The sequence below is a fragment of the Streptomyces sp. NPDC058683 genome, assembly GCF_042716195.1.
GTDB lineage: Bacteria > Actinomycetota > Actinomycetes > Streptomycetales > Streptomycetaceae > Streptomyces.
Genome location: NZ_JBHXSK010000091.1, coordinates 1 through 26,615, shown reverse-complemented (window position 1 = coordinate 26,615; position 26,615 = coordinate 1). Strand labels below are relative to the sequence as shown.

Annotated in this window: 23 protein-coding genes; 4 read left to right on the top strand and 19 right to left on the bottom strand. The window is 70.6% G+C overall.

All coding sequences use genetic code 11. The annotated features are described in order from the left end of the window. Positions 1-41 precede the first annotated feature (41 nt). The 15 genes from ACFWXC_RS50875 to pgsA all read right to left on the bottom strand — a co-directional run bounded on the left by ACFWXC_RS50875 (position 42) and on the right by pgsA (position 15,980). Positions 42-2,570, bottom strand: coding sequence for a RelA/SpoT family protein (locus ACFWXC_RS50875; protein ID WP_384490785.1), 2,529 nt, complete (start codon positions 2,568-2,570; stop codon positions 42-44). A gap of 226 nt (positions 2,571-2,796) precedes the next feature. Continuing rightward, complete coding sequence (locus ACFWXC_RS50870) at positions 2,797-3,336, bottom strand: adenine phosphoribosyltransferase (RefSeq protein WP_384490784.1); 540 nt, start codon at positions 3,334-3,336, stop codon at positions 2,797-2,799. After that, the gene (gene secF / locus ACFWXC_RS50865) at positions 3,333-4,445 is read right to left on the bottom strand and encodes a protein translocase subunit SecF (protein ID WP_384490782.1); all 1,113 of its coding nucleotides are present in this window, start codon (positions 4,443-4,445) and stop codon (positions 3,333-3,335) included. The genes ACFWXC_RS50870 and secF overlap by 4 nt, the downstream gene beginning before the upstream one ends. 3 nt (positions 4,446-4,448) lie before the next feature. After that, entirely contained in the window at positions 4,449-6,248 is a 1,800-nt protein-coding gene (gene secD, locus ACFWXC_RS50860; protein WP_384490780.1) for a protein translocase subunit SecD, read from the bottom strand. Positions 6,249-6,389: 141 nt separating this feature from the next. Further along, positions 6,390-6,929 carry a preprotein translocase subunit YajC gene (gene yajC, locus ACFWXC_RS50855; RefSeq protein WP_384490778.1) on the bottom strand — a complete coding sequence of 180 codons (540 nt, stop codon included), beginning with the start codon at positions 6,927-6,929 and terminating at the stop codon, positions 6,390-6,392. A gap of 635 nt (positions 6,930-7,564) precedes the next feature. Then, positions 7,565-8,632, bottom strand: a complete 1,068-nt coding sequence (gene ruvB / locus ACFWXC_RS50850) for a Holliday junction branch migration DNA helicase RuvB (protein WP_384490776.1) — start codon at positions 8,630-8,632, stop codon at positions 7,565-7,567. A gap of 27 nt (positions 8,633-8,659) precedes the next feature. Then, a complete protein-coding gene (gene ruvA, locus ACFWXC_RS50845) occupies positions 8,660-9,265 on the bottom strand; it encodes a Holliday junction branch migration protein RuvA (protein ID WP_384490774.1) in 606 nt (201 codons plus the stop codon). Beyond that, positions 9,262-9,801, bottom strand: a complete 540-nt coding sequence (ruvC, locus tag ACFWXC_RS50840; RefSeq protein WP_384490772.1) for a crossover junction endodeoxyribonuclease RuvC — start codon at positions 9,799-9,801, stop codon at positions 9,262-9,264. The genes ruvA and ruvC overlap by 4 nt, the downstream gene beginning before the upstream one ends. Positions 9,802-9,950: 149 nt before the next feature. After that, a complete protein-coding gene (locus ACFWXC_RS50835; RefSeq protein WP_384490770.1) occupies positions 9,951-10,703 on the bottom strand; it encodes a YebC/PmpR family DNA-binding transcriptional regulator in 753 nt (250 codons plus the stop codon). Positions 10,704-10,755: 52 nt separating this feature from the next. After that, positions 10,756-11,358: a pyridoxal 5'-phosphate synthase glutaminase subunit PdxT gene (pdxT, locus tag ACFWXC_RS50830; protein WP_384490768.1), complete on the bottom strand. Its 603-nt coding sequence runs from the start codon at positions 11,356-11,358 to the stop codon at positions 10,756-10,758. Further along, positions 11,358-12,263 carry a pyridoxal 5'-phosphate synthase lyase subunit PdxS gene (gene pdxS / locus ACFWXC_RS50825; protein WP_384490766.1) on the bottom strand — a complete coding sequence of 302 codons (906 nt, stop codon included), beginning with the start codon at positions 12,261-12,263 and terminating at the stop codon, positions 11,358-11,360. Before pdxS ends, pdxT begins: the two co-directional genes overlap by 1 nt. A 127-nt stretch (positions 12,264-12,390) precedes the next feature. Continuing rightward, entirely contained in the window at positions 12,391-12,954 is a 564-nt protein-coding gene (locus tag ACFWXC_RS50820) for a hypothetical protein (RefSeq protein WP_384490765.1), read from the bottom strand. A gap of 286 nt (positions 12,955-13,240) precedes the next feature. Continuing rightward, positions 13,241-14,401 (bottom strand): glycosyltransferase family 4 protein, encoded by a 1,161-nt coding sequence (locus tag ACFWXC_RS50815; protein ID WP_384490763.1) that lies wholly within the window; start codon positions 14,399-14,401, stop codon positions 13,241-13,243. Beyond that, on the bottom strand, positions 14,398-15,306 hold the full coding sequence (locus ACFWXC_RS50810; RefSeq protein ID WP_384490762.1) for a phosphatidylinositol mannoside acyltransferase: 909 nt from the start codon (positions 15,304-15,306) through the stop codon (positions 14,398-14,400). The genes ACFWXC_RS50815 and ACFWXC_RS50810 overlap by 4 nt, the downstream gene beginning before the upstream one ends. Further along, positions 15,303-15,980 carry a phosphatidylinositol phosphate synthase gene (gene pgsA / locus ACFWXC_RS50805; RefSeq protein WP_384490760.1) on the bottom strand — a complete coding sequence of 226 codons (678 nt, stop codon included), beginning with the start codon at positions 15,978-15,980 and terminating at the stop codon, positions 15,303-15,305. The genes ACFWXC_RS50810 and pgsA overlap by 4 nt, the downstream gene beginning before the upstream one ends. Positions 15,981-16,260: 280 nt before the next feature. On the opposite strand from pgsA, the gene ACFWXC_RS50800 reads away from it, so the two are divergent. Both ACFWXC_RS50800 and ACFWXC_RS50795 read left to right on the top strand, forming a co-directional pair. Beyond that, positions 16,261-18,459, top strand: coding sequence for an elongation factor G-like protein EF-G2 (locus tag ACFWXC_RS50800; protein WP_384490758.1), 2,199 nt, complete (start codon positions 16,261-16,263; stop codon positions 18,457-18,459). 206 nt (positions 18,460-18,665) lie between these two features. After that, positions 18,666-20,309, top strand: coding sequence for a hypothetical protein (locus tag ACFWXC_RS50795; protein ID WP_384490756.1), 1,644 nt, complete (start codon positions 18,666-18,668; stop codon positions 20,307-20,309). 113 nt (positions 20,310-20,422) lie between these two features. Here ACFWXC_RS50795 and ACFWXC_RS50790 read toward each other — a convergent pair whose 3' ends face one another. Then, a complete protein-coding gene (locus ACFWXC_RS50790; RefSeq protein ID WP_384490755.1) occupies positions 20,423-20,986 on the bottom strand; it encodes an HIT family protein in 564 nt (187 codons plus the stop codon). 67 nt (positions 20,987-21,053) lie between these two features. Here ACFWXC_RS50790 and ACFWXC_RS50785 point away from each other — a divergent pair, with 67 nt between their 5' ends. Continuing rightward, positions 21,054-21,713, top strand: a complete 660-nt coding sequence (locus tag ACFWXC_RS50785; RefSeq protein WP_384490753.1) for a potassium channel family protein — start codon at positions 21,054-21,056, stop codon at positions 21,711-21,713. A gap of 30 nt (positions 21,714-21,743) precedes the next feature. Here the strand turns inward: ACFWXC_RS50785 and thrS are convergent, their stop codons facing one another. From thrS to ACFWXC_RS50770, 3 genes are all read right to left on the bottom strand, one after another. Further along, a complete protein-coding gene (thrS, locus tag ACFWXC_RS50780) occupies positions 21,744-23,720 on the bottom strand; it encodes a threonine--tRNA ligase (RefSeq protein WP_384490750.1) in 1,977 nt (658 codons plus the stop codon). A gap of 110 nt (positions 23,721-23,830) precedes the next feature. Further along, positions 23,831-25,057 (bottom strand): hypothetical protein, encoded by a 1,227-nt coding sequence (locus tag ACFWXC_RS50775; protein WP_384490748.1) that lies wholly within the window; start codon positions 25,055-25,057, stop codon positions 23,831-23,833. Then, positions 25,054-25,620, bottom strand: coding sequence for a DUF4365 domain-containing protein (locus ACFWXC_RS50770; protein ID WP_351707290.1), 567 nt, complete (start codon positions 25,618-25,620; stop codon positions 25,054-25,056). Before ACFWXC_RS50770 ends, ACFWXC_RS50775 begins: the two co-directional genes overlap by 4 nt. A 169-nt stretch (positions 25,621-25,789) precedes the next feature. On the opposite strand from ACFWXC_RS50770, the gene ACFWXC_RS50765 reads away from it, so the two are divergent. Then, positions 25,790-26,515, top strand: a complete 726-nt coding sequence (locus ACFWXC_RS50765; protein WP_384490747.1) for a 3'-5' exonuclease — start codon at positions 25,790-25,792, stop codon at positions 26,513-26,515. Positions 26,516-26,615: the final 100 nt, after the last annotated feature.

The following is a 26,615-nucleotide window of genomic DNA, read 5'->3' as shown; positions in this document are numbered from 1 at the left end:
CGTACACGGCGTACGGGGCCCCTCTCGTCGTATGCCGTGCGCTACGACCGGTTGCGGGCCGACGTGACCCGGTAGACGTCGTAGACGCCCTCCACGCCGCGTACGGCCTTCAGGACGTGGCCCAGGTGCTTGGGGTCGCCCATCTCGAAGGTGAAGCGCGAGGTGGCCACCCGGTCGCGGGAGGTCTGGACGGCCGCGGAGAGGATGTTGACGTGCTGGTCGGACAGGACGCGGGTGACGTCGGACAGGAGCCGGGAGCGGTCCAGGGCCTCGACCTGGATGGCGACCAGGAAGACCGAGGACTGGGTGGGCGCCCACTCGACGTCGAGGATGCGCTCCGGCTCCCGGGACAGTGACTCCACGTTGACGCAGTCGCTGCGGTGAACCGATACACCGCTACCGCGGGTGACGAAGCCGATGATCGGGTCTCCGGGTACGGGCGTACAGCAGCGGGCGAGCTTGACCCAGACGTCGTCGACGCCCTTCACGACCACACCGGGGTCCTGGCTGCTGCGGCGCTTGCTGCGGCGGCCGCGGGCCGGCGGGACCGACTCGTCGATCTCCTCGGTGGCCGCCTCCTCGCCGCCGAGCGCCTGCACCAGCTTCTGCACGACGTTCTGCGCGGCGACATGGCCCTCGCCGATCGCCGCGTACAGCGAGGAGATGTCCGGGTAGCGCATCTCGTGGGCGAGCGTGACCAGCGAGTCGCCGGTGAGGATCCGCTGGATCGGCAGGTTCTGCTTGCGCATCGCGCGGACGATGGCGTCCTTGCCCTGCTCGATCGCCTCGTCCCGGCGCTCCTTGGAGAACCAGGCCCGGATCTTGTTGCGGGCACGCGGTGACTTGACGAAGCCGAGCCAGTCGCGGGACGGGCCCGCGCCGGGCGCCTTGGAGGTGAAGACCTCGACCAGGTCACCGTTGTCCAGGGTGGATTCGAGCGGGACCAGGCGGCCGTTGACCCGCGCGCCTATCGTGCGGTGGCCGACCTCGGTGTGCACGGCGTACGCGAAGTCGACCGGGGTGGCCCCGGCCGGGAGCGCTATGACATCGCCCTTGGGGGTGAAGACGAAGACCTCGTTGCGGGACAGGTCGAAGCGCAGGGACTCCAGGAACTCGCTGGGGTCCTCGGTCTCCTTCTGCCAGTCCAGCAACTGCCTCAGCCACGCCATGTCGTTGAGGTGGTCGTCCTTGCCCTTGCCGGACGACTTCGGCACGTCGGTGCGGACCTTGGAGGCACCGGCGACGGCCTCCTGCTTGTACTTCCAGTGCGCGGCGATGCCGTACTCGGCGCGGCGGTGCATGTCGAACGTCCGGATCTGGAGTTCGACGGGCTTGCCGTTGGGGCCGATGACCGTCGTGTGCAGCGACTGGTACATGTTGAACTTGGGCATCGCGATGTAGTCCTTGAAGCGCCCCGGAACCGGGTTCCAGCGCGCGTGGACGGTGCCCAGGGCCGCGTAGCAGTCGCGGACGGTGTCCACCAGGACGCGGATGCCCACCAGGTCGTAGATCTCCGCGAAGTCCCGGCCGCGGACGATCATCTTCTGGTAGACGCTGTAGTAGTGCTTCGGGCGGCCGGTGACGGTCGCCTTGATGCGGGCGGCGCGCAGGTCGGCCTGGACCTCGTCGGTCACTATGGCCAGGTACTCGTCACGCTTCGGTGCCCGCTCGGCCACCAGCCGGACGATCTCGTCGTACATCTTGGGGTAGAGGATCGCGAACGCAAGGTCCTCCAGCTCCCACTTGATGGTGTTCATGCCCAGGCGGTGGGCGAGCGGCGCGTAGATCTCCAGCGTCTCGCGCGCCTTCTTCTCCTGCTTCTCGCGCTTGAGGTAGCGCATGGTGCGCATGTTGTGCAGGCGGTCGGCGAGCTTGATGACCAGGACGCGCGGGTCCTTGGCCATGGCGACGACCATCTTGCGCACGGTCTCGGCCTGCGCGGCCTCGCCGAACTTGACCTTGTCCAGCTTGGTGACGCCGTCGACGAGCAGCGCGACGACGTCGCCGAAGTCGCGGCGCAGGTCCTCCAGGCCGTACTCGGTGTCCTCGACGGTGTCGTGCAGCAGCCCCGCCATCAGGGTCGCCGGGTCCATGCCCAGCTCGGCGAGGATCGTGGTCACCGCCAGCGGGTGGGTGATGTACGGGTCGCCGCTCTTGCGCTTCTGGCCCCGGTGCCAGCGTTCGGCGACCTGGTAGGCACGTTCGATCTGGCGCAGCGTGGCGTTCTCGATCTTGGGGTCGTTGCTGCGGACTATGCGCAGCAGCGGTTCCAGGACCGGGTTGTACGGGTTGGCGCGCTGCACGCCGAGGCGGGCGAGGCGGGCGCGGACGCGGTTGGAGGAGCCGGTGCGCGCGGGCTGGCCGCTGTTGGGGCGGGTCGTGGGGCGCTCGGCCGGGGCCGGTTTGGGGCGCGAGGTCTCGGCCGACTTCTCGGCGGGCGCGGACTGGGCATGCTCGACCGGCCCACGGGTGTCGTTCTTCGTCTGCGACACGTTCGGCGCGGGCTTCGCCGCGGGTGCCGAGCCAGGCTCGGGCTTGGCGGCGGTCAGTGGCTGGGCCTCGTCTGGCAAGAGGGCTCCTCGTGCGCGATCCGGGTCCCCCGGTCAGGCTCCGGACTGCCCATGGTAGCGATCCTGGGCCGTGTCATCGCCTGCAGGCCGAACCGAGAACCGTATACGCAAGTAACACGGGAGGCTGCCGAGGGATTCCACCGGGGTGTCCTGGGGGTTGCGAGGGCCCGGCGGCACACGCGAACGGCCGCCCCGAAGGACGGCCGTTCGATCAGTTGTACGACGCTCAGACCTGGAGGAGGGCCTCCAGCGGCGCTCCGTCCAGGGCCGGCTCCAGGCGGGCGCGGCCGCCCAGGAAGCCCAGCTCCATCAGGACCGCGACGCCGGCGATCTCGGCGCCGGCGCGGTGGATCAGCCGGATCGAGGCCTCGGCGGTGCCGCCGGTGGCGAGCACGTCGTCGACGATCAGGATCCGGTCGTTCCCGCCGAGGTCCTCGGCGTGCACCTCGATCTCGGCCGAGCCGTACTCCAGGTCGTAGGCCTGGCTCAGGGTCGCCCCGGGGAGCTTGCCGGCCTTGCGGACCGGGATGAAGCCCAGACCGGCCCGGACGGCGACCGGGGCACCCAGGATGAAGCCCCGGGCCTCCAGACCGACGACCTTGGTGGCACCGGTGCGCCCGGCGATCTCCGCGAGGGTGTCGGTGAGCGCGGTGAACGCGGCCGGGTCCGCCAGGAGCGGGGTGATGTCCTTGAACATCACGCCCGGCTCCGGGTAGTCCGCGACGTCCCGGATGCGGCTGAGCAGCAACTCCCGGATGTCCGTCATCGGCGCTTCCCCGAAGGCCGGCCGCGGCCGCCCCGGTTACGGGGGGAGGAGGGCTGGTTGCGCGGGCCGACGACGGCCGGAGCGGCGTCGTCGGGTTCCTCCGGGCCGCCGACCCGGGTCTCGGCCATCTCCTCCTCGGCGGCGGCCTGGGCCCGCTTGGCGAGGACACGCTTCCGCAGCGCCTTCATCTGCGGCTCGGCCTCCTTGAGGTCGGCGACGAGCGGCGTGGCGATGAAGATCGACGAGTAGGCACCGGCGGCCAGACCGACGAACAGCGACAGCGAGATGTCGTTGAGCGTGCCCGCGCCGAGGAAGCCACCGCCGATGAACAGCAGGCCCGCGACCGGCAGCAGCGCGACCACCGTGGTGTTGATCGAACGGACCAGGGTGCCGTTGATCGACCGGTTCGCGATGTCGCTGTAGGTGAAGCGGGTCTGCTTGGTGATGTCCTTCGTCTGCTCCTTGAGGCTGTCGAAGACGACGACCGTGTCGTAGAGCGAGTAACCGAGGATCGTCAGCAGACCGATGATCGTGCCGGGCGTGACCTCGAAGCCGACCAGGGCGTAGATACCGGTCGTGATGGTGATGTCGTGGATCAGCGCGACCAGGGCCGCGACCGCCATCCGCCACTCGAAGGCGATCGCCAGGTAGATCACCACGAGGACCATGAAGATGGCGAGGCCTTCCCAGGCCTTGTTGGCGATCTGGTCACCCCAGCTGGGGCCGACCAGGTCGGCGGCGATGGACTCGGAGTCCACCTTCATGTCCTTGGCCAGCTGGGCCTTGGTGGCGTCCGACTTCTCGGTGTCCATGCCCGCGATCTGGATGCGCAGACCGCCCGTGCCGAGCTTCTGCACGACCGCGTCGTGGCCCGAGGCGTCCTCCGCGTACGTCTCGGCCTGCGAGACGGAGACGCTGGTCTTCGGGGTGGTGAAGACGGCACCGCCCTGGAAGTCGATGCCCATGTTCAGGCCGCGCACCGCCAGGCCGACGATGGCCGTGATGGTGATCAGGATGGAGATGCCATACCAGATCTTGCGCTTGCCGATGAAGTCGTAGCTGATCTCGCCGCGGTGGAGTCGGGCGCCGAGGTTGCCGAGTTTCGACATCGCTCACGCTTCCTTCGGGTCGACAGGGCCGGCGACGGGACCGGCGGGACGGCGGGTGCGGCGCAGCGGGGGCTGGGCGCCCAGACCCTTCGGGTCGAGCCCGGACCACTTGTGGCCGCTCGCGAAGAACTTACGCCGGGCGAGGACCGTCATCAGCGGCTTGGTGAAGAAGAAGACGACGACCACGTCGAGCACGGTGGTCAGACCGAGGGTGAACGCGAAGCCCTGGACCTTGCCGACGGTCACGATGAACAGCACGGCGGCGGCCAGGAACGACACGAAGTCGGAGACCAGGATGGTGCGCCGGGCGCGCGGCCAGGCCCGCTCGACGGCGGGACGCAGCGTGCGGCCCTCACGGATCTCGTCCCGGATGCGTTCGAAGAACACGATGAACGAGTCCGCTGTGATACCGATCGCGACGATCGCACCACAGACGGCCGGCAGGTTCAGCGCGAAGCCGATGGCCGGGCCGAGCAACGCCATGAGTACGTAGGTCAGGATCGCGGAGACCAGCAGCGAGGCCATCGCGACCAGCGACAGACCCCGGTAGTAGACCACCAGGTAGATCACGACGAGCGCGAGACCGATGGCACCGGCCAGCAGACCGGCGTGCAGCTGCTCGCCACCGAGGGCGGCGGTGACGGTGGTGACGCTCTGCGTCTTGAAGGACAGCGGGAGCGCGCCGTACGACAGCATGTTGGAGAGGCTCTGCGCCTCTTCCTGGGTGAAGCTGCCGGAGATCTCCGCCTGGCCGCCGGTGATGGACTGCTGCACGTACGGGCTGGAGACGACCTCGCCGTCGAGGACGATGCCGAACTCGTTCTGCGGCTGGGAGTTCTTGGCGAGGGAGGCGGTGATGTCGGCGAACTTCTTGGCTCCGCTGGAGCTGAAGTTCATCTGGACCTGCCAGCCGGAGGCGCCCTGCGTGTCGAAGACGGCCTGGGCCTTCTTGACCTCGGTGCCGTCGACGGCGGCCGGGCCGAGCACGTACTTGTACCAGGCGCCGGAGACCTGGCCGCAGGCCACCGTGGCGTCGGCCGGCTTGGCGCTCTTGCCGGCGGTGGCGCGCTGCGCGGCCTTGGAGCAGTCCAGCGCGGTGTACTCGGCCTGCAGCTTCGAGGCCTCGGCGGAGGCGCTCGCGTCGGCCGAGGAGGAGGCGGAGGGGCTGGCCGAGGACGCGGCGAACGCCGAGGACGACGGCGTGGAGTCGGCCTTCAGCGCGTCGGTGACGGCGCGGCCCTGCGAGGTGGCGGAGGAGGACGGCGTGGCGGAGGACGACCCGGTCGCCTTCTCGGACGCGGACGCGCTGCTCGACGGGCTCGCGGTCGTGCTCGGGGAGGCGCTGGAGCTGCCGCTGGCGGACGCGCTCGGGGAGGCGCTCGACGCGCTGCCTGCGCTGGCCTCCTGGGCCAGGACCGGGCGGAAGTACAGCTTCGCGGTGGTGCCGACCTGCTGGCGGGCCTCTTCGGAGTTGGTGCCCTTGGGGATGTTGACGATGATGTTGCTGGTGCCCTGGGTCTGCACCTCCGCCTCGGAGACACCGAGGCCGTTGACACGGCGGTTCATGATGTCGACCGCGGTGTCCATGTTGGCCTTGTTGATCGCGTTGGGCTGGCCCGGCTCGTTCTGCGCCTGGAGCGTGATGCTCGTACCACCGGCCAGGTCGATACCGAGACGCGGAGTGGTGTTTCCGGAGAGGAACATCCCTCCGGTGAGCGCCACGATGGCGATCAGGATCAAGGCCAGCGAGCGCCCTGGCTTGCTCTGGGCGCTCGCGCTCCGGCCCCTCTTAGGTGCTGCCACCTTCTCGTACTCCCTCTCGGGCCGCCGTGCGCCTGGTCGGCGCGGTCGGCCATGACATGGTGTCGGGATCCCGTCCGGGAAACAGACGTGCCCGGGGTGCGGCCGGCGCGGGTGATGCGCGCCGTGCTCCCCGGGACACGGCTACTTCGCGTCGGAGTCGCCGTCGGTCTTCTTCGGCTCTTCGTCGGCCTTCGCCTCGGTGGGCTCCGCCTCCTCGGCCTTGGCCTCCACCGTGTCCTCGGCCTTCTCGTCGGCCTTCTCCTCGGCCGCGTCCTTCTTACCGAAGTCGACGGTCTTGTCGCCGGAGGCGGCGGCAGCGCCGGCGGGCTCGTCGTCGGTCTCAGTGAGGGAGGAGGCGTCGTCCGGGACGATGTCGGTGTCGGACTTCAGGTCGTGCTCGATGCCGTGCACGATGCGGTTGTACTCGTCGTCGGTGAGAACGGCACCGATCGCGTTCTTCGCGAAGAGGAGGTCGACGCCCGGGCCGGCGTCGAGGAGGACCGTGTCCTCGTTGACCTCCTTGACCGTCGCGTACATGCCCCCGATGGTGCGGACGCCACTGCCGGGCTGGATCTCGTTCCGCATCTGCTTCGCCTGCTGCTGGCGCTTCCTGTTGGAACGCGTCATCAGGAACATGGCCGCGATAAGGACGATGAAGAAGAGAAGAGGCAAGGTATTCACGAGACGGAATTTCCTTCGCGCAGCCGCGGCAGTGAGCGGCCTGGATGATGGGGGTGTGGTCGGCGCCGCCCGCAAAGGCAGCATCGGCGGAGTCTAAGCGAGTCCGCGCGCATGGAACAACGCTCAGCATGGCACCTGGGTTCCTGCACCCGCCAATGCCCCGCCGTCACGAAGAGATCACGTCTGCCCACGGAGCCTGCGCGGCGGGCGGCGGGATACCGGGGGCCAGGGGTAATGGAGGGGCGGGGCGAGACGCGCCCCGGGGGCGGACACGAGGCCCCGGCGCGGAGCGTCCAGCACACATGTCATGACAGGACACCACACGTCCAGGGACCGGCGCGAAGCCCCGGCACCACACATCCGACGGTAGACGCGAAGCCCGGCCACGGCACGTCCGACGGCAGACGCGAAGACGGGTACACGGCACGTCCGACGGCAGGCACACAGACCGGTACGGCACGTCCGCGGGCGGGCGCGAAGATCGGGTACGCGGCCGACGGCAGGCGCGAAGACCCGGCTCCGCGCATCCGACGGCATGTGTGAAGGCCGGGCGCTGCTCATGGAGGCCGTCTACCGCGGCGGCGCTGCTGGGCCGGTGGGGCGGCCTGTGGTGGGCGCCGGGGGCCGGTCCGGTGTCACGTGCCGAACAGGTCCTGTTGGCCGGGTCCCGTCCCCCGCGGGGCGGTCAGGCCCAGGTGGGCCCAGGCGGCGGGGGTGGCGACGCGGCCGCGTGGGGTGCGGGCGAGCAGTCCCTCGCGGACCAGGAAGGGCTCGGCGACCTCCTCGACCGTCTCGCGCTCCTCCCCCACCGCGACGGCGAGCGTGGACAGACCGACCGGGCCGCCGCCGAACAGCTTGATCAGGGCCTCCAGGACCGCGCGGTCGAGCCGGTCGAGGCCGCGTTCGTCCACCTCGTAGACGGCCAGCGCGGCGTGCGCGATCTCGCGCGTGATCAGCCCGTCCGCCTTGACCTGCGCATAGTCGCGGACGCGGCGCAGCAGCCGGTTGGCGATCCGGGGCGTGCCGCGCGAGCGGCCGGCGATCTCGGCGGCGCCGGCGGTGTCGATCTCGACGTCCAGCAGGTTCGCCGAGCGGTGCACCACCCGCTCCAGCTCCCGCGGCTCGTAGAACTCCATGTGCCCGGTGAAGCCGAAGCGGTCGCGCAGCGGCGGGGGCAGCAGGCCGGCCCGCGTGGTGGCGCCGACCAGGGTGAACGGGGGGAGTTCGAGGGGGATGGCGGTGGCGCCGGGGCCCTTGCCGACGATCACGTCGACGCGGAAGTCCTCCATGGCCATGTACAGCATCTCCTCGGCGGGCCGCGACATCCGGTGGATCTCGTCGAGGAAGAGGACCTCGCCCTCCTGGAGGGAGGAGAGGATCGCGGCCAGGTCGCCGGCGTGCTGGATGGCGGGGCCCGAGGTGATGCGGATCGGCGCGCCCATCTCCGCCGCGATGATCATGGAGAGTGTGGTCTTGCCCAGGCCGGGGGCGCCGGAGAGCAGCACATGGTCGGCGGTGGCGCCCCGCGCGCGTGCGGCCCGCAGGACCAGGTCGAGCTGCTCGCGGACCTTCTCCTGGCCGATGAACTCACCGAGGTCCTTGGGGCGCAGGGCGGCCTCGACGGCCTGGTCCTCGCCGTCGGCGACAGCGCCCACCAGCCGCTCCGCGTCGGCGCCGGTGTCGGTCGTGTCGTCCCAGTTCATAAGTGATGTGCCTCAGCGGTGGTGGGGTCAGCGGGCGCGGTTGAGGGTCTGCAGGGCCGCCTTGAGCAGCTGGCCGACCTGGGGGGTGCCCCCGGCGGCCTCGGCCTGCGGGGCGACGGCGGTGACGGCCTCCTCGGCCTCCCGGGTCGCGTAGCCGAGGCCGATGAGCGCGGCGTGCAGCTGGTCGCGCCAGCCCTGGCTGACCGGCGCACCGATCGCGGGGGCGCCGAGGGGCTCGCCGAGCCGGTCCTTCAGCTCCAGGAGCAGCTTCTGGGCACCCTTCTTGCCGATGCCCGGTACGGCGGTGAGGGCCTTCTCGTCGCCGGTGGCCACGGCCAGACGCAGCGCGTCCGGGCTGTGCACCGCCAGCATGGCCTGGGCGAGCCGGGGGCCGACCCCGCTCGCCGTCTGCAGCAGTTCGAAGGTCTGGCGCTCGTCGTCGTCGGCGAAGCCGTACAGGGTGAGCGAGTCCTCCCGGACGACGAGGGAGGTGGCGAGCTTGGTCTGCCGGCCCATCCGCAGCCCGGACAGGGTGTTGGGCGTGCACTGGACCGCGAGGCCGATCCCGCCCACCTCGACGACCGCGGAGTCCGGGGCGAGGGCGGCGACCGGGCCGCTCACGAAGGCGATCATGCCGTACGGCCTTTCGTTGCGTTGGCTGCGTGCAGGGCGACGGCCTGCTGGAGTCGGTTCTGGGCGGGGGCCCGCCAGATGTGGCAGATGGCGAGCGCGAGGGCGTCGGCGGCGTCGGCCGGCTTGGGCGGTACGTCGAGCCGTAGCAGCCGGGTGACCATGGCGCCGACCTGGGCCTTGTCGGCGCGCCCCGAGCCGGTGACGGCGGCCTTGACCTCGCTGGGGGTGTGCAGGGCGACCGGGATGCCCCGGCGGGCGGCGCACAGCATGGCGACGGCGCTGGCCTGGGCGGTGCCCATCACGGTCCGGACGTTGTGCTGGCTGAACACGCGCTCCACCGCGACGCATTCGGGCCGGTGCTCGTCCAGCCACTGCTCGATGCCCTGCTCGATGGCGACGAGGCGCCGGCCGAGTTCGGCGTCCGCGGGCGTGCGCACGACTCCGACACCGACCATGGTCAGCGGCCGCCCGGCGACGCCGTCGACGACCCCGACACCGCATCGGGTCAGCCCGGGATCCACCCCCAGTACGCGCACGCACCCCTCCCTTCGGTCTCCCCCAGCTATCGCTGGGAGGTGCCCCCAGTTTGTGCAGGCTATCCGGTGCCACCGACAACGGCCGACATGACGACGGGCCGACGGGTGTGTCCCGTCGGCCCGTTCGGTCCGTTCAGCCCGTGCGCGCGTTACGCGTCGACCTTCTCCATGACCTCGTCGCTGACGTCGAAGTTGGCGAAGACGTTCTGCACGTCGTCGCTGTCCTCAAGGGCGTCGATCAGCCTGAAGATCTTCCGGGCGCCCTCCTCGTCCAGCTCGACCTGCATGGTCGGGACGAAGTTGGCCTCGGCCGAGTCGTAGTCGATACCGGCGTCCTGGAGGGCGGTGCGGACCGCGACCATGTCGGTGGCCTCGCTGAGCACCTCGAAGGACTCGCCGAGATCGTTGACCTCCTCGGCGCCCGCATCCAGGACGGCTCCCAGGACGTCGTCCTCGGTCAGCTCGCCCTTGGGGACGATGACGACGCCCTTGCGGTTGAAGAGGTACGACACCGAGCCCGGGTCGGCCATGTTGCCGCCGTTGCGGGTCATGGCGACGCGCACGTCGGAGGCCGCGCGGTTGCGGTTGTCGGTGAGGCACTCGATGAGCACCGCGACGCCGTTCGGGCCGTAGCCCTCGTACATGATCGTCTCGTAGTCGGCACCGCCGGCCTCAAGACCACCGCCGCGCTTGACCGCGGAGTCGATGTTCTTGTTCGGGACCGACTGCTTCTTCGCCTTCTGAATGGCGTCGTAGAGGGTCGGGTTGCCCTCGATGTCGACGCCGCCCATCCGCGCGGCGACCTCGATGTTCTTGATCAGCTTCGCGAAGAGCTTGCCGCGCTTGGCGTCGATCACGGCCTTCTTGTGCTTCGTCGTGGCCCATTTAGAGTGGCCGGACATCTGCCTGTCTCCTTCGCGTAACCCATCTCTGCAACGAACGCCAGAGATCCTACTAGGACTCCGCCGCCCGGTTCGCGTGCACCATGTCGACGAACAGGGAGTGCACACGATGGTCGCCGGTCAGCTCGGGGTGGAACGACGTGGCGAGCGCGTTGCCCTGGCGGACCGCGACGATGTGGCCGTCGTGCTCGGCGAGCACCTCGACCGCGGCGCCGACCGACTCGACCCAGGGGGCGCGGATGAACACGCCCTCTACAGGATCGCCCGTGACGCCCTTGACGTCGACCGCCGCTTCGAACGACTCGTTCTGCCGTCCGAAGGCGTTGCGGCGCACGATCATGTCGATGCCGCCGATCGTCTCCTGGCCCGAGCGCGGGTCGAGGATCTTGTCGGCGAGCATGATCATGCCCGCGCAGGTGCCGTAGACGGGCATTCCGGCCCGCACGCGCGCGCGGAGCGGCTCCATCACGCCGAACAGGACGGCCAGCTTGGAGATGGTGGTGGACTCGCCGCCCGGGATGACCAGGCCGTCCACCTCGGCGAGTTCCTCGGGACGCCGGACCGGCCTGGCCAGGGCGTCGGCCGCGGCCAGGGCGACGAGGTGCTCCCGTACGTCGCCCTGGAGCGCGAGGACTCCGACCACCGGAGTGGTCATCACCAGCCCCGGTTCGCGTAGCGCTCGGTCTCGGGGAGGGTGTCGCAGTTGATGCCGACCATGGCCTCGCCGAGGTTGCGGGACGCGTCCGCGATGATCTTCGGGTCGTCGTAGAACGTGGTGGCCTTCACGATCGCGGCGGCGCGCTTGGCCGGGTCGCCGGACTTGAAGATGCCGGAGCCGACGAAGACGCCCTCGGCGCCGAGCTGGCGCATCAGCGCGGCGTCGGCGGGGGTGGCGACGCCACCGGCGGAGAACAGCACGACCGGGAGCTTGCCCAGCTCGGCGACCTCGCGGACGATCTCGTACGGGGCGCGCAGTTCCTTGGCGGCGGCGTACAGCTCGTTGTTGTCGAAGCCGCGCAGCTTGGCGATCTCGTTCTTGATCTGGCGCAGGTGGCGGACCGCCTCGACGACGTTGCCGGTGCCGGCCTCGCCCTTGGAGCGGATCATGGCCGCGCCCTCGGCGATCCGGCGCAGGGCCTCGCCGAGGTTGGTGGCGCCGCAGACGAAGGGGGTGGTGAAGGCCCACTTGTCGGAGTGGTTGACCTCGTCGGCCGGGGTGAGGACCTCGGACTCGTCGATGTAGTCGACGCCGAGCGACTGGAGGACCTGGGCCTCGACGAAGTGGCCGATCCGGGACTTGGCCATGACCGGGATGGAGACGGCTTCGATGATGCCCTCGATCATGTCCGGGTCGGACATCCGGGCCACTCCGCCGTCCTTGCGGATGTCGGCCGGGACCCGCTCCAGGGCCATGACGGCGACGGCGCCCGCGTCCTCGGCGATCTTCGCCTGCTCCGGCGTGACGACGTCCATGATCACGCCGCCCTTGAGCTGTTCGGCCATGCCGCGCTTCACGCGGGCGGTGCCGGTCTCGGGGGCCTGGTTCTCAACGGTGGACACGGGTGACCTCACTGGGTGAAAGAGGGTTTCTGCAAACACCGAGGAAACGCGAGTGGACCAGTCCACAGCAAGGGCCAATGGCAAGCCGGTGGATCCTTTTGGCCTGCCGGCACCGGCCCGTCGCAGCTCAGGCGGCCGGTCCGGTGCCGCGGTCCACCAGTGCCGCGGGCGGCTCGTCGTCCATCTCGAAGGCCATCGGGAAGGGGGCGTGTCCGGCCAGCCGGAACCAGCGGACCTTGCGGTGCTCGCGCAGCCGGCGGGCCGCGCCGACGGCGTCGTTGTGGAAGCGGCGGGCCATCGGCACCCGGCGTACGGCCTCGGCCAGCTCGCTCGTCGCGGCCTCGCCGCCGGGGGCCGCGCGGACCTCCTCGACCTGCTGCGGGTGCTCGAAGACCGCGCGCAGGGCCTGGCTCAGGTCGCTCTCGGCGACCTCCCGCTGGTCCTCCTCGGCCTGCCGGGCGGCGTGCGCGGCCTCGTAGAGCACGATCGAGGCGGCCGGGTCCAGCACCCCGGAGGTCGCCAGCTCCTGGGCGACTGAGGCGCGCCGCAGCAGCTGGGCGTCGAGGGCGGCGCGGGCGGCGTCGATGCGTGCGTGCAGCCGGTCGAGCCGCCCCGCGGTCCAGCTCAGATAGAGGCCGGTCACGACGAGGGCGGCGAGGATCCAGAGCGTCCAGATGAGGGTTGCGGTCACGGGCGCACACGCTAGCGGCCCGCCGACGCACCCACGGAACTCAGCCCCACCCCAACCGGAACCTCGCCCGCGGAGCTCAGCCCCACCCCAACCGGAACCGCACCCACGGAACTCAGCCACACGCCGGCCACGAACCCCGCCCGGGGACTCAGCCACACGCCGGCACCAGCCCCGCCCAGGGACCAAGCCCCACGCCACCCCGAACCCCACCCGTGGAACTCAGTCCCACGCCGGCACGAGCCCCGCCCGAAAACTCAGCCCCCGGGCACGGACCCCGCCCGGGGGCTCAGTCCCGTGCCAGTCCGAACCGTGCCCGCAGGCCCGGGCGTTCGTCCGCCGCCACCGCGGCCGCGCCCGCCGTCACCGTCTCGTAGACGGACAGGATGTCCGCGCCCACGGTCGACCAGTCGAAGCGGCGTACGTGCACGCTGCCGCGGGCGCTCAGCGCGGCCCGGCGCTCCGGGTCCGCCAGGAGCCGCAGCGCGGCCTTGGCCAGCTCGTCCGCGTCCTCGTTGGCGAAGAGTTCGCCCGCCGCCCCCTGGTCCAGTACCTGAGCGAAGGCGTCGAGGTCGGAGGCGAGGACGGGAGCCCCGGCCGAGAGAGCTTCGACCAGGATGATGCCGAAGCTCTCGCCGCCCGTGTTGGGCGCGATGTACAGGTCGAGGCTGCGCAGGAAGCGGGCCTTGTCCTCGTCGCTGATCATGCCGAGGAACTCGACGCGGGAGCGCAGCTCGGCGGGCAGGGACTCGACGGCGGCCTCCTCGTCGCCGCGGCCGGCCACCAGGAGCCTGGTCTCCGGGCGGGCGGCGAGGATCTTGGGGAGGGCCTTCATCAGCACCGGGAGGCCCTTGCGGGGCTCGTCGATCCGGCCGATGAAGCCGATGGTGTCGCCCTGCCACTCGAGGCGCGGTTCGGCCTTGGCGAAGAAGTCGACATCGACGCCGTTGGGGATGACCACCGCGTCCCCGCCGAGGTGCTCGACCAGCGTGCGGCGGGCGTACTCGCTGACCGCGATCCGGGCGCTGATCTTCTCCAGGGCGGCCTGGAGGATCGAGTACGCGGCGATCATCGCGCGGGAGCGCGGGTTGGAGGTGTGGAAGGTCGCCACCATCGGGCCCTGCGCCGCCCAGCAGGTCAGCAGGCCGAGGGAGGGCGAGGTCGGCTCGTGGATGTGGACCACGTCGAAGGCGCCGTCGTGCAGCCAGCGGCGCACCCGCGCGGCGGACAGGAAGCCGAAGTTGAGGCGGGCCACCGAGCCGTTGTACGGCACCGGGACCGCGCGGCCGGCCGAGACGACGTACGGCGGGAGAGGGGTGTCGTCGTCGGCGGGGGCGAGGACGGAGACGTCGTGGCCGAGGCGGATGAAGTACTCGGCGAGGTCACGGATGTGGAACTGGACGCCACCGGGCACGTCCCAGGAGTACGGGCAGACGATGCCGATCCTCACGACGGTCCCTTCGCGGGGTCGAGGTCGGCGAGCCACAGCCGCTGGAGCATGTGCCAGTCCTCCGGATGGTCGGCGATCCCGGTGGCGAAGGCATCGGCCAGCGCCTGTGTCATGACAGACGTCTTCGAGTCCCGGTCACCTGACTCGGGGACGTCGATCGGGGCGTGCACCCGGCCCTTCATGACGGGAGTGTCGTCGTACCAGAGGGTCACCGGAAGCAGGTACGCGCCGGTCTGCTGGGCCAGGAGGGCCGGTCCCGCGGGCATCCGCGCGGTGTCGCCGAAGAAGTCGACCTCGACGCCGGAGGCGGACAGGTCCCGGTCGGCGACCAGGCAGATCAGGCCGCCGTCGCGCAGCCTGCGGGCGAGGTTGCCGAAGGCGGAGCCGCCGCTGTGCGGCAGGACCTCCATGCCGAGGCCCTCGCGGTAGGCGACGAAACGGTCGTAGAGCGTCTCCGGCCTGAGGCGCTCGGCGACCGTGGTGAACGGGGTCTTCAGCTCGGTGGTGACCCAGGCGCCGGCCAGGTCCCAGTTGGCCAGGTGCGGCAGCGCGATGATCACGCCCTTGCCGGAGGCGAGGCCGTCGGTGAGGTGGTGGACGTCCTTGACGTCGAAGCCGGCCCGGATCCGGTCCTCGCTCCAGGCCGGGAGCCGGAAGGACTCCATCCAGTAGCGCAGGTACGACCGCATGCCCGCGCGCGACAGCTCGCGCAGCCGCTCCGGGCTCGCGTCGGGCAGCACGCGCGCGTAGTTGGACTCCAGGCGCTGGACACCCTTGCCGCGCTGCCGCCAGGCGAGGTCCGCGACGGTCCGGCCGAGGCGCACGGCGACCGGCTCGGGCAGTTTCTTGACGGTGCTCCAGCCGAGCCCGTACAGACCGTCGGTGAGCCGGTCGGCGGCGGTCACTGTGCCGCCTCGCTCCCGTGCGAGGCCTTCTCCCGCTCGGCCGCCGCCTCCGCCTCGGCGGACTCACGGCGGACCGTGACGACCCGCTGGACCAGCGTGACGAGGCTGCCCACCGCAACCACCCACAGGGCGATCGGGAGCAGGATCTGGATGCCCGGCACACCGAACTTGTGGAAACCGGCGAGACCGGCCGCCACCAGCGAGATCACCAGGCGCTCGGCGCGCTCGACCAGGCCGTTGACGGCCACCGGCAGCCCGATCGACTCGCCGCGCGCCTTGGTGTACGACACCACCTGGCCGCTGGCCAGGCAGAAGATGGAGACGGCGCACAGGACGTTGTTGTTCCCGTTGCCCGCGTACCAGAGGGCGAAGCCGCCGAAGATCGCGCCGTCGGCGACCCGGTCCAGGGTGGAGTCCAGGAAGGCGCCCCAGCGGCTGGTGCGGCCCAGCTGGCGGGCCATGTTGCCGTCCACCAGGTCCGAGAACACGAACAGCGTGATCACGATCGTGCCCCAGAAGAACTCGCCCCGGGGGAAGAAGACCAGCGCGCCCGCGACGACTCCGGCCGTGCCGAGGAGCGTGACCGTGTCCGGGCTCACACCCCGGCGGATGAGAAACGCGGCGAACGGTGTGAGGACACGCGTGAAAAATGCACGCGCGTACTTGTTCAGCATGGCCTTCCCGACGGTCGTTGCGCCGTGCGGCCCCTGCTGGCCACCCCGGCTGGCCCATCGTAGCCACGCGCGCGTGTGTGCGACGGCTGGGCACTCGCGGACGGGACCGGTGGCGGCGCACGGAGGGGCTCACGGGCACGATCACGTCCTTCGTATGGACGCACCGTGACGGGAGTGGAAAGCTCGAATAACCGCGGGCGTCATCGGTGCCGCCGCCGCACGCGGCCCGGCATGCTCGCCCGCGCCCACACAGACCTCACCGTGCACGGGAGGCAAGGCCATGGGCGACAAGGTCAAGGAACACCCCGGAGCCGCCGGCAGGGCTACAGCGGCCGACCACCCCGCGTCCGTACGGAATGTGGTACTGGTCGGCCACTCCGGATCGGGCAAGACCACATTGGTGGAGGCTCTCGCGCTGACCGCGGGAGCGGTGAACCGGGCGGGCCGCGTGGAGGACGGCGGCACGGTCTCGGACTACGACGACATCGAGCACCGGCAGCAGCGCTCCGTACAGCTGTCGCTGGTACCGGTCGACTGGGACGGAATCAAGATCAATATCCTGGACACCCCGGGATACGCCGACTTCGTCGGTGAGCTGAGGGCCGGTCTGCGTGCGGCGGACGCGGCCCTTTTCGTCGTCTCGGCCTCGGACGGGGTGGACGGCTCGACCCGGATGGTGTGGGAGGAGTGCGCGGCCGTCGGGATGCCCCGGGCGATCGTCGTCACGCACCTGGAGGCCGCCCGCGCGGACTTCGAGGAGATGACCCGGGTGTGCGCCGAGGCGTTCGGCGCCGACGACCCCGACGCCGTGCTCCCGCTCTATCTGCCGCTGCACGGCCCGCAGGGACCGGACGGGCACGCGCCCGTGACGGGTCTGGTCGGGCTGCTCACGCAGAAGCTGTTCGACTACTCCTCCGGGGAGCGCAAGGAGTCCGAGCCCGGGCCCGACCAGCTGCCGGACATCGACGAGGCCCGCAACCGGCTGATCGAGGGGATCATCTCGGAGAGCGAGGACGAGACGCTCATGGACCGCTATCTGGGCGGCGAGCAGATCGACCTCAAGACACTGATCGAGGACCTGGAGCGGGCCGTGGCGCGCGGGGCGTTCTTCCCCGTCCTGGCCGCCGCCCCGGCCACCGACGGCGCCCGCCAGGGGCTGGGCACGGTGGAGCTGCTGGAGCTGGTCACGCGAGGGTTCCCGACCCCGTTCGAGCACCCCACGCCCGGGGTCACCACCATCGACGGCGAGCCGCGCGACATCAAGCCCTGCGACACGGGCGGTCCGCTGGTCGCCGAGGTGGTGAAGACCGCCTCCGACCCGTACGTCGGCCGGGTCTCGCTGGTCCGGGTCTTCTCCGGCACGCTGCGCCCCGACGAGACGGTCCATGTCTCCGGGCACGGCCTCGCCGACCGCGGCCACGAGGACCATGACGTCGACGAGAAGATCGGCGCCCTGTCCACGCCGTTCGGCAAGCAGCAGCGGCCGGTGACCCATGTCATCGCCGGTGACCTGGCGTGCGTGGCGAAGCTCGGCCGCGCGGAGACCGGCGACACCCTCTCCGGCAAGGACGACCCGCTGCTCATGGAGCCGTGGGAGATGCCCGACCCGCTGCTGCCGCTCGCCATCCAGGCGCACAGCAAGGCGGACGAGGACAAGCTCTCACAGGGCCTGTCCCGCCTGGTCGCCGAGGACCCGACCATGCGGCTCGAACAGAACCAGAACACCCACCAGGTCGTCCTGTGGTGCCTCGGCGAGGCGCACGCGGACGTCGCCCTGGAGCGGCTGCGCAACCGGTACGGCGTCCAGGTCGACGTCGTACCGCACCGGGTGTCCCTGCGCGAGACGTTCGCCGGCCGGTCCGCCGGGCGCGGCCGGCACGTCAAGCAGTCCGGCGGGCACGGGCAGTTCGCGATCTGCGAGATCGAGGTGGAACCCCTGCCCGGCGGCTCCGGCATCGAGTTCGTCGACAAGGTGGTCGGCGGCGCCGTGCCCCGGCAGTTCATCCCGTCCGTCGAGAAGGGCATCAGGGCCCAGGCCACCAAGGGCGTCGCGGCCGGCTACCCGCTCGTCGACGTGCGGGTGACCCTCCTCGACGGCAAGGCGCACTCGGTGGACTCCTCCGACGCCGCCTTCCAGACGGCGGGCGCGCTGGCGCTGCGGGAGGCGGCCGCGGAGGCCCGGATCCATCTCCTCGAGCCGGTGGCCGAGGTGTCCGTGCTGGTCGGCGACGACTACGTGGGCGCGGTGATGAGCGACCTGTCCGGGCGGCGCGGCCGGGTGCTGGGCACCGAGCAGACCAGCGGCGGGCGCACGCTGATCAAGGCAGAGGTGCCGGAGTTCGAGATCGGCCGGTACGCGGTCGACCTGCGCTCCCTGTCGCACGGCACGGCGCGTTTCAGCCGCTCGTACGCCCGTCACGAGCCGATGCCACCGCAGATCGCCGAGAAGATTCGCGAACAGGCCAAGGAGGGCTCGTAGTCGGCCTCATAGTCGTCATAGGCGTCATCGGCGTCACAGTCGGCGAGTCGTCACAGTCGACGACAAAGGGTGTTCGGCGGACGGCTTCGGCCGTCCGCCGACGGTTGTCGGTGGCCGGGGATACTCTGAGTACTTGATCAACAGGTGTGCGGAGTACGGAAGTCGGGAAGGCCGCAGAAGCGGGACGGCGGCAAGTGGGGGCGGGAATGAGCTTCGAGGACTTCTTCGGGCCGCAGGTGCCCAGGCCGGGCGGCGAGGCGCAGGCCCCGACCTATGCCCTGGCCTCGGCGGCCTACCGGGACACGCCGATGGAGGAGATCAAGAAGGCGGACAACGAGTGGCACCAGTCCACGGTCAACGAGGGCCGCAAGTGGGCGAAGATCTTCCGGCCCAACTTCGGTGAGGCGTACTCCCAGGCGGTCATCGACCGCATGCTGGGCGTCGGCCGCAAACCGCTCATCCAGTCCTTCGGCAGCGAACCCCAGGTGGTCGTCGAGCACTGCCTCGCCGCCAACCGCATCCGCAAGGAACGCGACCAGCGCCTGACCGCCATCATGTTCCTGTGCGGCCTGCTGTTCCTGCCCGGCCTGGTGGTCTGGCTGCTGGTCTTCCAGCTCCGCGCGACCATGATGAAGGCCGACAACAAGCGGGTTTCCGGGCTCGGCAGCGCCCTGCTGGCCGCCGTCGGCGTGCTCGCGGTGATCTTCCTGATCCGGATGCCGCTCACCGGCTTCTGGGGCTGGTACGCGCGCGGCTGCATCGTGCTCCCCGTCGTCGGCTGGTACCTGGCCAAGCGGCTCTGCGAAAGGACCGCGACGGACCTGCGCGCGGCCTGGGACGGTCTGCTCTCCGGCGGCAGTGTCGGCGCGAAGGTCCCCGAGGCGGTGCCGACCAGCCCCGACCAGGCCGCGGCCGAGCAGCTGCGCCAGTCGCTGGCCCGGCTCAGCGCCGAGCAGCAGTCCAACTCGGTCTTCTACGCCGGCACCAAGGGCATACTCGGCATGGGCACCCGCTGGGGTTCCTGGGTGCTCGCGGAGGAACTGGTCCCCCTCGACCCGGTCAAGGGCGTCCACGAGTTCCGGTCCTGGACGGTCGTCCGGGAGATCGAGAAGGAGCTGAGCGTGCTGCACCGGCAGCACCTGAAGACCGGCGGCTTCCCGGAACCCCAGGTCAAGCACTGGATCGCCACCCATGTCGGAGCGGGCGCCAAGGCGGTGTCCAGGCCCGAGGGGACCGACTACAAGGTGGGGCCCGCCGACGTGGAGCGGATCTGCAACAGCAACCACTTCGACAAGGGGGAACGCCACTACCTGGGCGTGCAGTGGCCGTACCTGTGGGACGGCGGCCTGATCATCACGATGATGACCACCGTGACCGTGCTCAAGGAGACCCTGCGGATCGAGGTCACCGGACACGCCCTCGGCCCGGTCAACGGCTTCTTCAGCGGCAAGCCCGAGGCGCCCACCAGGACGGTCTCCAAGACGGTGCGGTTCTGGGAGACCCGGACCATCAAGCTGCCGCTGGTCACCGCCGACGAGGTGGTCCGCCTCGCCGCGCGCGCCACCATCAGCTGGTACCCGCCGCTGCTGAAGTGGCTCGGCGGTTCCATAGGACTGCCCGAGCCGTTCGGTCTGCGGCACGCCTGGGCCGACCAGCCCTGGGACCACCGCTTCATGGCCGACGACGCGCTGCGCGCGGCCACGCCGATACTCCGTGCCGTGCACCGGGCCGCGCTCAGTGTCCTCAAGGAGCACGACGTCAACGTCGACAAGTTCACCTCGAGGGCGGGGAACCTCAGCGGAGCGGTCCAGGACGCGTCACCGAAGAAGGCGGACAAGTACGACGCGTGAGCCTCCGGCAGCAGAGCCGAAGAAGAGGGGGCCGCAGGCGCCGCCGGGGGCTGTCGCCCCCACACCGCCGCTTCGGCCTGAGCGGCCTCGTCCTCAAACGCCGGACGGGCTGATCACGCTGCCGTCGGCCAGGCCTCGGCCAGCATCTTGCGGGTGTCGGCCAGCAGTTGCGGCAGCACCCGCGTGTGGCCCACCACCGGCATGAAGTTCGTGTCCCCGCCCCAGCGCGGGACGATGTGCTGGTGCAGGTGGGCCGCGATGCCCGCGCCGGCCACCGCGCCCTGGTTCATGCCGATGTTGAAGCCCTGGGCACCGGACGCCGTGCGCAGCGCGGTCATCGCCTGCTTGGTCAGCTCGGCCAGCTCGGCCGTCTCCGGGCCGGTCAGGTCCGTGTAGTCGGCGACATGGCGGTACGGGACCGTCATCAGATGGCCGCCGTTGTACGGGTAGAGGTTGAGCACCGCGTACACGTGCTCGCCGCGCCGGACGATCAGACCGTCCTCGTCGGATTTGGCCGGGATCGAGCAGAAGGGACAGCCGTCGTCGGCCCCCGGGCCGGTCGGCTTGTTCTCGCCCTGGATGTAGGCCATCCGGTGGGGCGTCCACAGGCGCTGGAACGCGTCCTGCGTCCCCACTCCGATCTGCTGCTCCGGCTCACTCGTCATGCTAGGCAGCATATTGCTTCGCCCGTTCGCAGCGTGTCGCCGGGGCCAGCGGAAACCGCCGGACGGCGAAGCTGGGCGGATGGACGACGACAGCCGGCTGACCCGCTGGCAGCAGTGGGCCGACCTCCCGCTCGGCATCGCGTCACTGGTCTTCCTCGGCTCGTACGCGGTGCATGTGCTGGCGCCCGGTCTGCCCGGGAGTGTGCACGACCTGTTCCTGTCGCTGACCTACGCGGCCTGGGCGCTGTTCGGCGTCGACTACGCGGTGCGCTGGCGGATCAGCGGCCAAGGTCCGCGCTTCGTACGACGGCAGTGGCTGGACACGCTCGTCCTGCTGCTGCCCCTGCTGCGGCCGGTGCGGATCGTACGGACCTACGAGGCGATGCAGCGCCGGCGCGGGCGCCCCTGGCTGGCGTTGTACGCGCGCGTGACGGTCTACGCGGCGCTGTCGATCGCGCTGCTGGGCTTCGCCGGCGCGCTCGCCGTCTACCAGGCCGAGCGCGCCGCCCCGAACGCCAGCATCCGTACTTTCGGCGATGCCGTCTGGTGGACCTGCGAGACGCTCGCGACCGTCGGCTACGGCGACGTCGTCCCGGTGACCCCGCGCGGCCGGACCATCGCGGTCGGGCTGATGGCCTGCGGTCTGGCGCTGCTGGGAACGGTCACCGGGTCGTTCTCGTCGATGCTGCTGCAGCGGTTCGCGCTGGGGGAGGAAGACGAACGGCCCCCGGAGAAGTGATCTCCGAGGGCCTCTCGCAAAGGTGCGGGCTCAGACCTGGGTCCGCTCCTCGACCACCTGCGCGATCTTGGCGATGGCCTCCTCGAACGGAATGCCGTTCTCCTGCGAACCGTCGCGGTACCGGAAGGAGACCGAGCCGGCCGTCATGTCCTCGTCGCCCGCGATGACCATGAAGGGCACCTTCTGCTTCTGGGCGTTGCGGATCTTCTTCTGCATCCGGTCCGACGACGCGTCGACCTCGACCCGCAGGCCCTTCCTCTTGGCCTCGGCCGCGAACTTCTGCAGGTACTCGACGTGTCCGTCGCCGATCGGGATGCCGACCGCCTGGACCGGTGCCAGCCACGCCGGGAAGGCGCCCGCGTAGTGCTCCAGGAGCACCGCGAAGAACCGCTCGATGGAGCCGAACAGGGCGCGGTGGATCATCACCGGGCGCTGCTTGGAGCCGTCGGCCGCGGTGTACTCCAGGTCGAACCGCTCGGGCAGGTTGAAGTCGAGCTGCACGGTCGACATCTGCCAGGTGCGGCCGATGGCGTCCTTGGTCTGCACGGAGATCTTCGGGCCGTAGAAGGCGGCGCCGCCCGGGTCGGGGACGAGCGGCAGGCCCTGCTTCTCGGCGACCGCGCGGAGGGTCTCCGTGGCCTCCTCCCAGACCTCGTCGGAGCCGACGAACTTCTCCGGGTCCTTGGTGGACAGCTCCAGGTAGAAGTCGGTGAGGCCGTAGTCGCGCAGCAGGTTCAGGACGAAGGTGAGCGTCTTGTCGAGCTCGTCCGCCATCTGCTCCTTGGTGCAGTAGATGTGCGCGTCGTCCTGCGTGAAGCCGCGGGCCCGGGTCAGGCCGTGCACGACGCCGGACTTCTCGTAGCGGTACACCGTGCCGAACTCGAAGAGCCGCAGCGGCAGTTCACGGTAGGAGCGGCCGCGCGCGTCGAAGATCAGGTTGTGCATCGGGCAGTTCATGGGCTTGAGGTAGTAGTCCACGCCCTCGTCGAGCTGCATGGGCGGGTACATGCCGTCGGCGTACCAGTCCAGGTGCCCGGACGTCTCGAAGAGCTTCCCCTTCGTGGCGTGCGGGGTGTAGACGAACTCGTAGCCCTCCTCCTCGTGCCGGCGGCGCGAGTAGTCCTCCATCACGCGGCGGATGATGCCGCCCTTGGGGTGGAAGACGGCCAGCCCGGAGCCGATCTGCTCGGGGATGGAGAAGAGGTCCAGCTCGCTGCCCAGCTTGCGGTGGTCGCGCTTCTCGGCCTCGGCGAGGAAGTCCAGGTGCGCCTTCAGCTCGTCCTTGGACGGCCAGGCGGTGCCGTAGATGCGCTGGAGCATCGGGTTCTTCTCGCTGCCGCGCCAGTAGGCGGCCGCGTTGCGCATCAGCTTGAACGCCGGGATCAGACGGGTGGACGGCAGGTGGGGACCGCGGCAGAGGTCCTTCCAGCACAGCTCGCCGGTCTTGGCGTCCAGGTTGTCGTAGATCGTCAGCTCACCGGCGCCGACCTCGACGTCCGCGCCGTCGTCGCTGGACGCCGAGCCCTTGAGGCCGATCAGCTCCAGCTTGTACGGCTCGTTCGCCAGCTCCTCGCGGGCGGCCTCGTCGGTCACCACGCGGCGGGAGAACTTCTGCCCGCGCTTCTGGATCTCCTGCATCTTCTTCTCGATGGCCTTGAGGTCATCGGGGTGGAAGGGCTTCTCGACGTCGAAGTCGTAGTAGAAGCCGTCCTTGACCGGCGGGCCGATGCCCAGCTTGGCCTCCGGGAAGAGCTCCTGGACGGCCTGGGCCATGACGTGCGCGGTCGAGTGGCGCAGGATGCCCAGACCGTCCTCGGAGGAGATCTCGACACCCTCGACGGTCTCGCCGTCCTTCAGCTCGTACGCGAGGTCCTTGAGCTCGCCGCCCACCCGGGCGGCGATGATCGAGCGCTCGCCGGCGAAGAGCTCGGCGGCCGTAGTGCCCGTCGTCACCACGCGTTCTTCCCGCTCGGAATCGCGTTGGATGATCACACGGACGTCTGACACCGGTCTCTCCTGCCTGAAGGTGGATGCGGCGCCATACCAGGAGCGCGCGCAATACCGGATCGTACCGACCCGGCACCACCGACCGCTAAACGGTCACCCACAGTCCGCGGTCAGTCGCACTCGTCCCCGCTGCACGCCTCCTCGAAGAAGTCGAGGTTCTCCTGGAGCGACTTCACCAGCCGGTCCCGCTCGGCCTCGTCCACCTGCACCGGTACGACCCCGGAGGCGCCGGACAGCCGCCGGAACCCGCCCCGGCTCTCCAGCCGCCCGTGCACCCGCACCGGGAGCCCGACCAGGTGGGCCTGCCCGGCGATCCGGTAGTCCTCCTCGTCGAGGGTGACCCGGACGTACGGCACCTCGGCGCCGGCGATGACCCGCAGCCGTACCGCGCCCTCGCCGCGCGGCTCCGAGCGGCGCATCCGGACCACGGTGCCGGTGATCCGGACCGGTACGGAGGGTTCGTCGCGCAGGAAGCGGGCGCCGGCCTCGCGCAGCACGGGCAGGTCGCCGGGGGAGAACTCGACGGGCTCGACGGTGGCCGCGCAGTCGTCGGGGACTCCGGCGCCCGGGGCCCACTCGACGGAGATCCGGGCGCCCTCGGTGCCGCGCACGAGCGTGACCAGGGCGTCGGTCAGTTCCCGGCTCACGCCCGCCTCGACGGCTCCGTCGAAGGCGTCCATGCCGCCGGTGGCCCGCTGGTAGTCGATGGCCTCGCGGGCGGCGTACAGCGCCTGGTGGAGGCGTACGGCGAGGGGCCGCCCGGTGCCGACGGGCACGAAGGCGGTCAGGCCGCGGCCGCCCTCCGCCGAGCCCACCAGGACGGACTCCAGCAGGGCGGCGGCCGCACGCTTGTGCCGGGCGCCGTAGTAGCCGGCACGCGCGCGCGTGGCGAGCGCGCCGGCCAGCAGGGTCCCCCGGGCCGCGGTGCGCAGCTGCTCCTCGACCGTCCAGGGCGTGGTGTCCGCGGGTCCGCTCGGTACGTCCCGCCACCAGCGGATCTCGTCGCTGGGCACCGCCAGCCCGACCAGCACCTCACGCGCGGCGGGCGTACCGCTGCGCACGAGAGCCGTGAGCGCCTCCCCGAGCAGATCGTCACTGTCCGGGAAGGCGCGGCTCTCTGGTACGAGCAGGCTGGTGCCGGTGTTGCCCGGCCCGGGTGGGGTCCAGCGGCCGTATCGCCCCGGGGCTCCCCCGCGCCGCTGCCAGCCGTGCCGGCGCAGCAGGGCGCCGAGCACCGCGGGGTCGACCTCGGCGGGCTCGGGAGGATGGTTCCAGTGAGGGTCCACCGGATGCGGCCGGACTTCCCGCAGCTGCTCCTCGTACGGACGGTGCCTCATGGTCGTCCTCCCGTCCCGACCCGCGTCATGATCTCGCAGAGCGCCCGGTCGTCGAAGATGCGCGCGGTCGGAATCCGCACGGTGGTCCGGTTCCGGCCGGTGATCGGGTGCCCTGCCAGGTTGACCCAGTAGCAGCAGTGGCGCAGATCGAGCCGGTCGTGGCTGGCGCGCAGCCAGTCGTCCTGGGAGCGCGGAACCAGCATCACCACGAGGATCTTGTGCACCGACACCGGTGTGCGGGCGAGCTTGCGCAGGTGGTCGTTGTCCAGCGTGAAGGAGAAGAAACGTCCCGGCGGGTTGGGTGCGATCTGGTACGTGCACTTGAGCTGCACCTTGATGGTCACCTCGTCGTCGACGGTGTGCCCGGGCGAGCCGTGGCTGACGTGCCAGTCGATGCCGTTGTCCGGGAATGGCTGCGAGAGCGAGCAGCCGGCCGCCGCGGCGACGGCGTGCAGATATCCCACCTGCAGTGTCTCCATGCAGGCGGTGGTGGCGAGTGTGCCGCGATGGGGGCCCGTGCGTTCGGGCAGCAGCCCGCCCCGCTCGGGCTGCGCTATCGCCATGACCAATAGCCTTCCCAGCCAAAGAGTTTCCCCGTGGCGGGCCGCTGAACTGCAAAGACCCGCACTCCTGTTGTGTCCTTCCGGCGTACGCCGCAAACGGCCCGGGTATCACCAAACGGGCAGAAGACGGAACGTCAGCTGCCGTGGGTGAACGAGGAGTTGTATTGGCATGACGTGCTGGTACGAGGGGCCCTTGGCGGCCTTCGACACGGAGACCACGGGCGTGGACGTGGAGACCGACCGCATCGTGTCCGCAGCGGTCGTCGTCCAGGACGCCCCGGGCACCCGTCCCCGGGTGACCCGCTGGCTGGTGAACCCGGGCATCCCGGTGCCGGAAGCGGCGACGGCGGTGCACGGGCTGACGGACGAACACCTGCAGCGCAACGGCCGTTGGCCGGCGCCGGTGATGTACGAGATAGCCGAGGAACTGGCCGAGCACGCGGCGATGCACCGCCCACTGGTGGTGATGAACGCGCCGTTCGATCTGACGCTCCTGGACCGCGAGTTGCGGCGGCACCGGGCGTCCTCACTGGACCGCTGGTTCGAGGCGAGCCCCCTGCTCGTCCTCGATCCGCGGGTCCTGGACAAGCATCTGGACCGCTACCGCAAGGGCCGCCGCACCCTGACCGACCTCTGCGCGCACTACGAGGTCACCCTGGAGGGCGCGCACGACGCGGCCGCCGACGCACTGGCCTCACTGGATCTGGTACGGGCGCTGGGCCGTCGGTTCGCGGCCCGGCTGGAGCGCCTGAGCCCCGCCGAGCTGCACACGTTGCAGACGACGTGGCACGCGGCGCAGGCGCGCGGGCTGCAGGCCTGGTTCGCGCGCAGCGGCACACCGGAGACGGTGAACACGTACTGGCCGCTACGGCCGGAACTGCCGACGGCAGCCTGAAGTGGCGGGGGGGGGGGCCCCCCCCCCCCCCCCCCCCGCCCGGCCGAGATAAAGCCCTACAATAAACGGCGGATAAGAGCGGCCGGCCCAGGATGGGGAC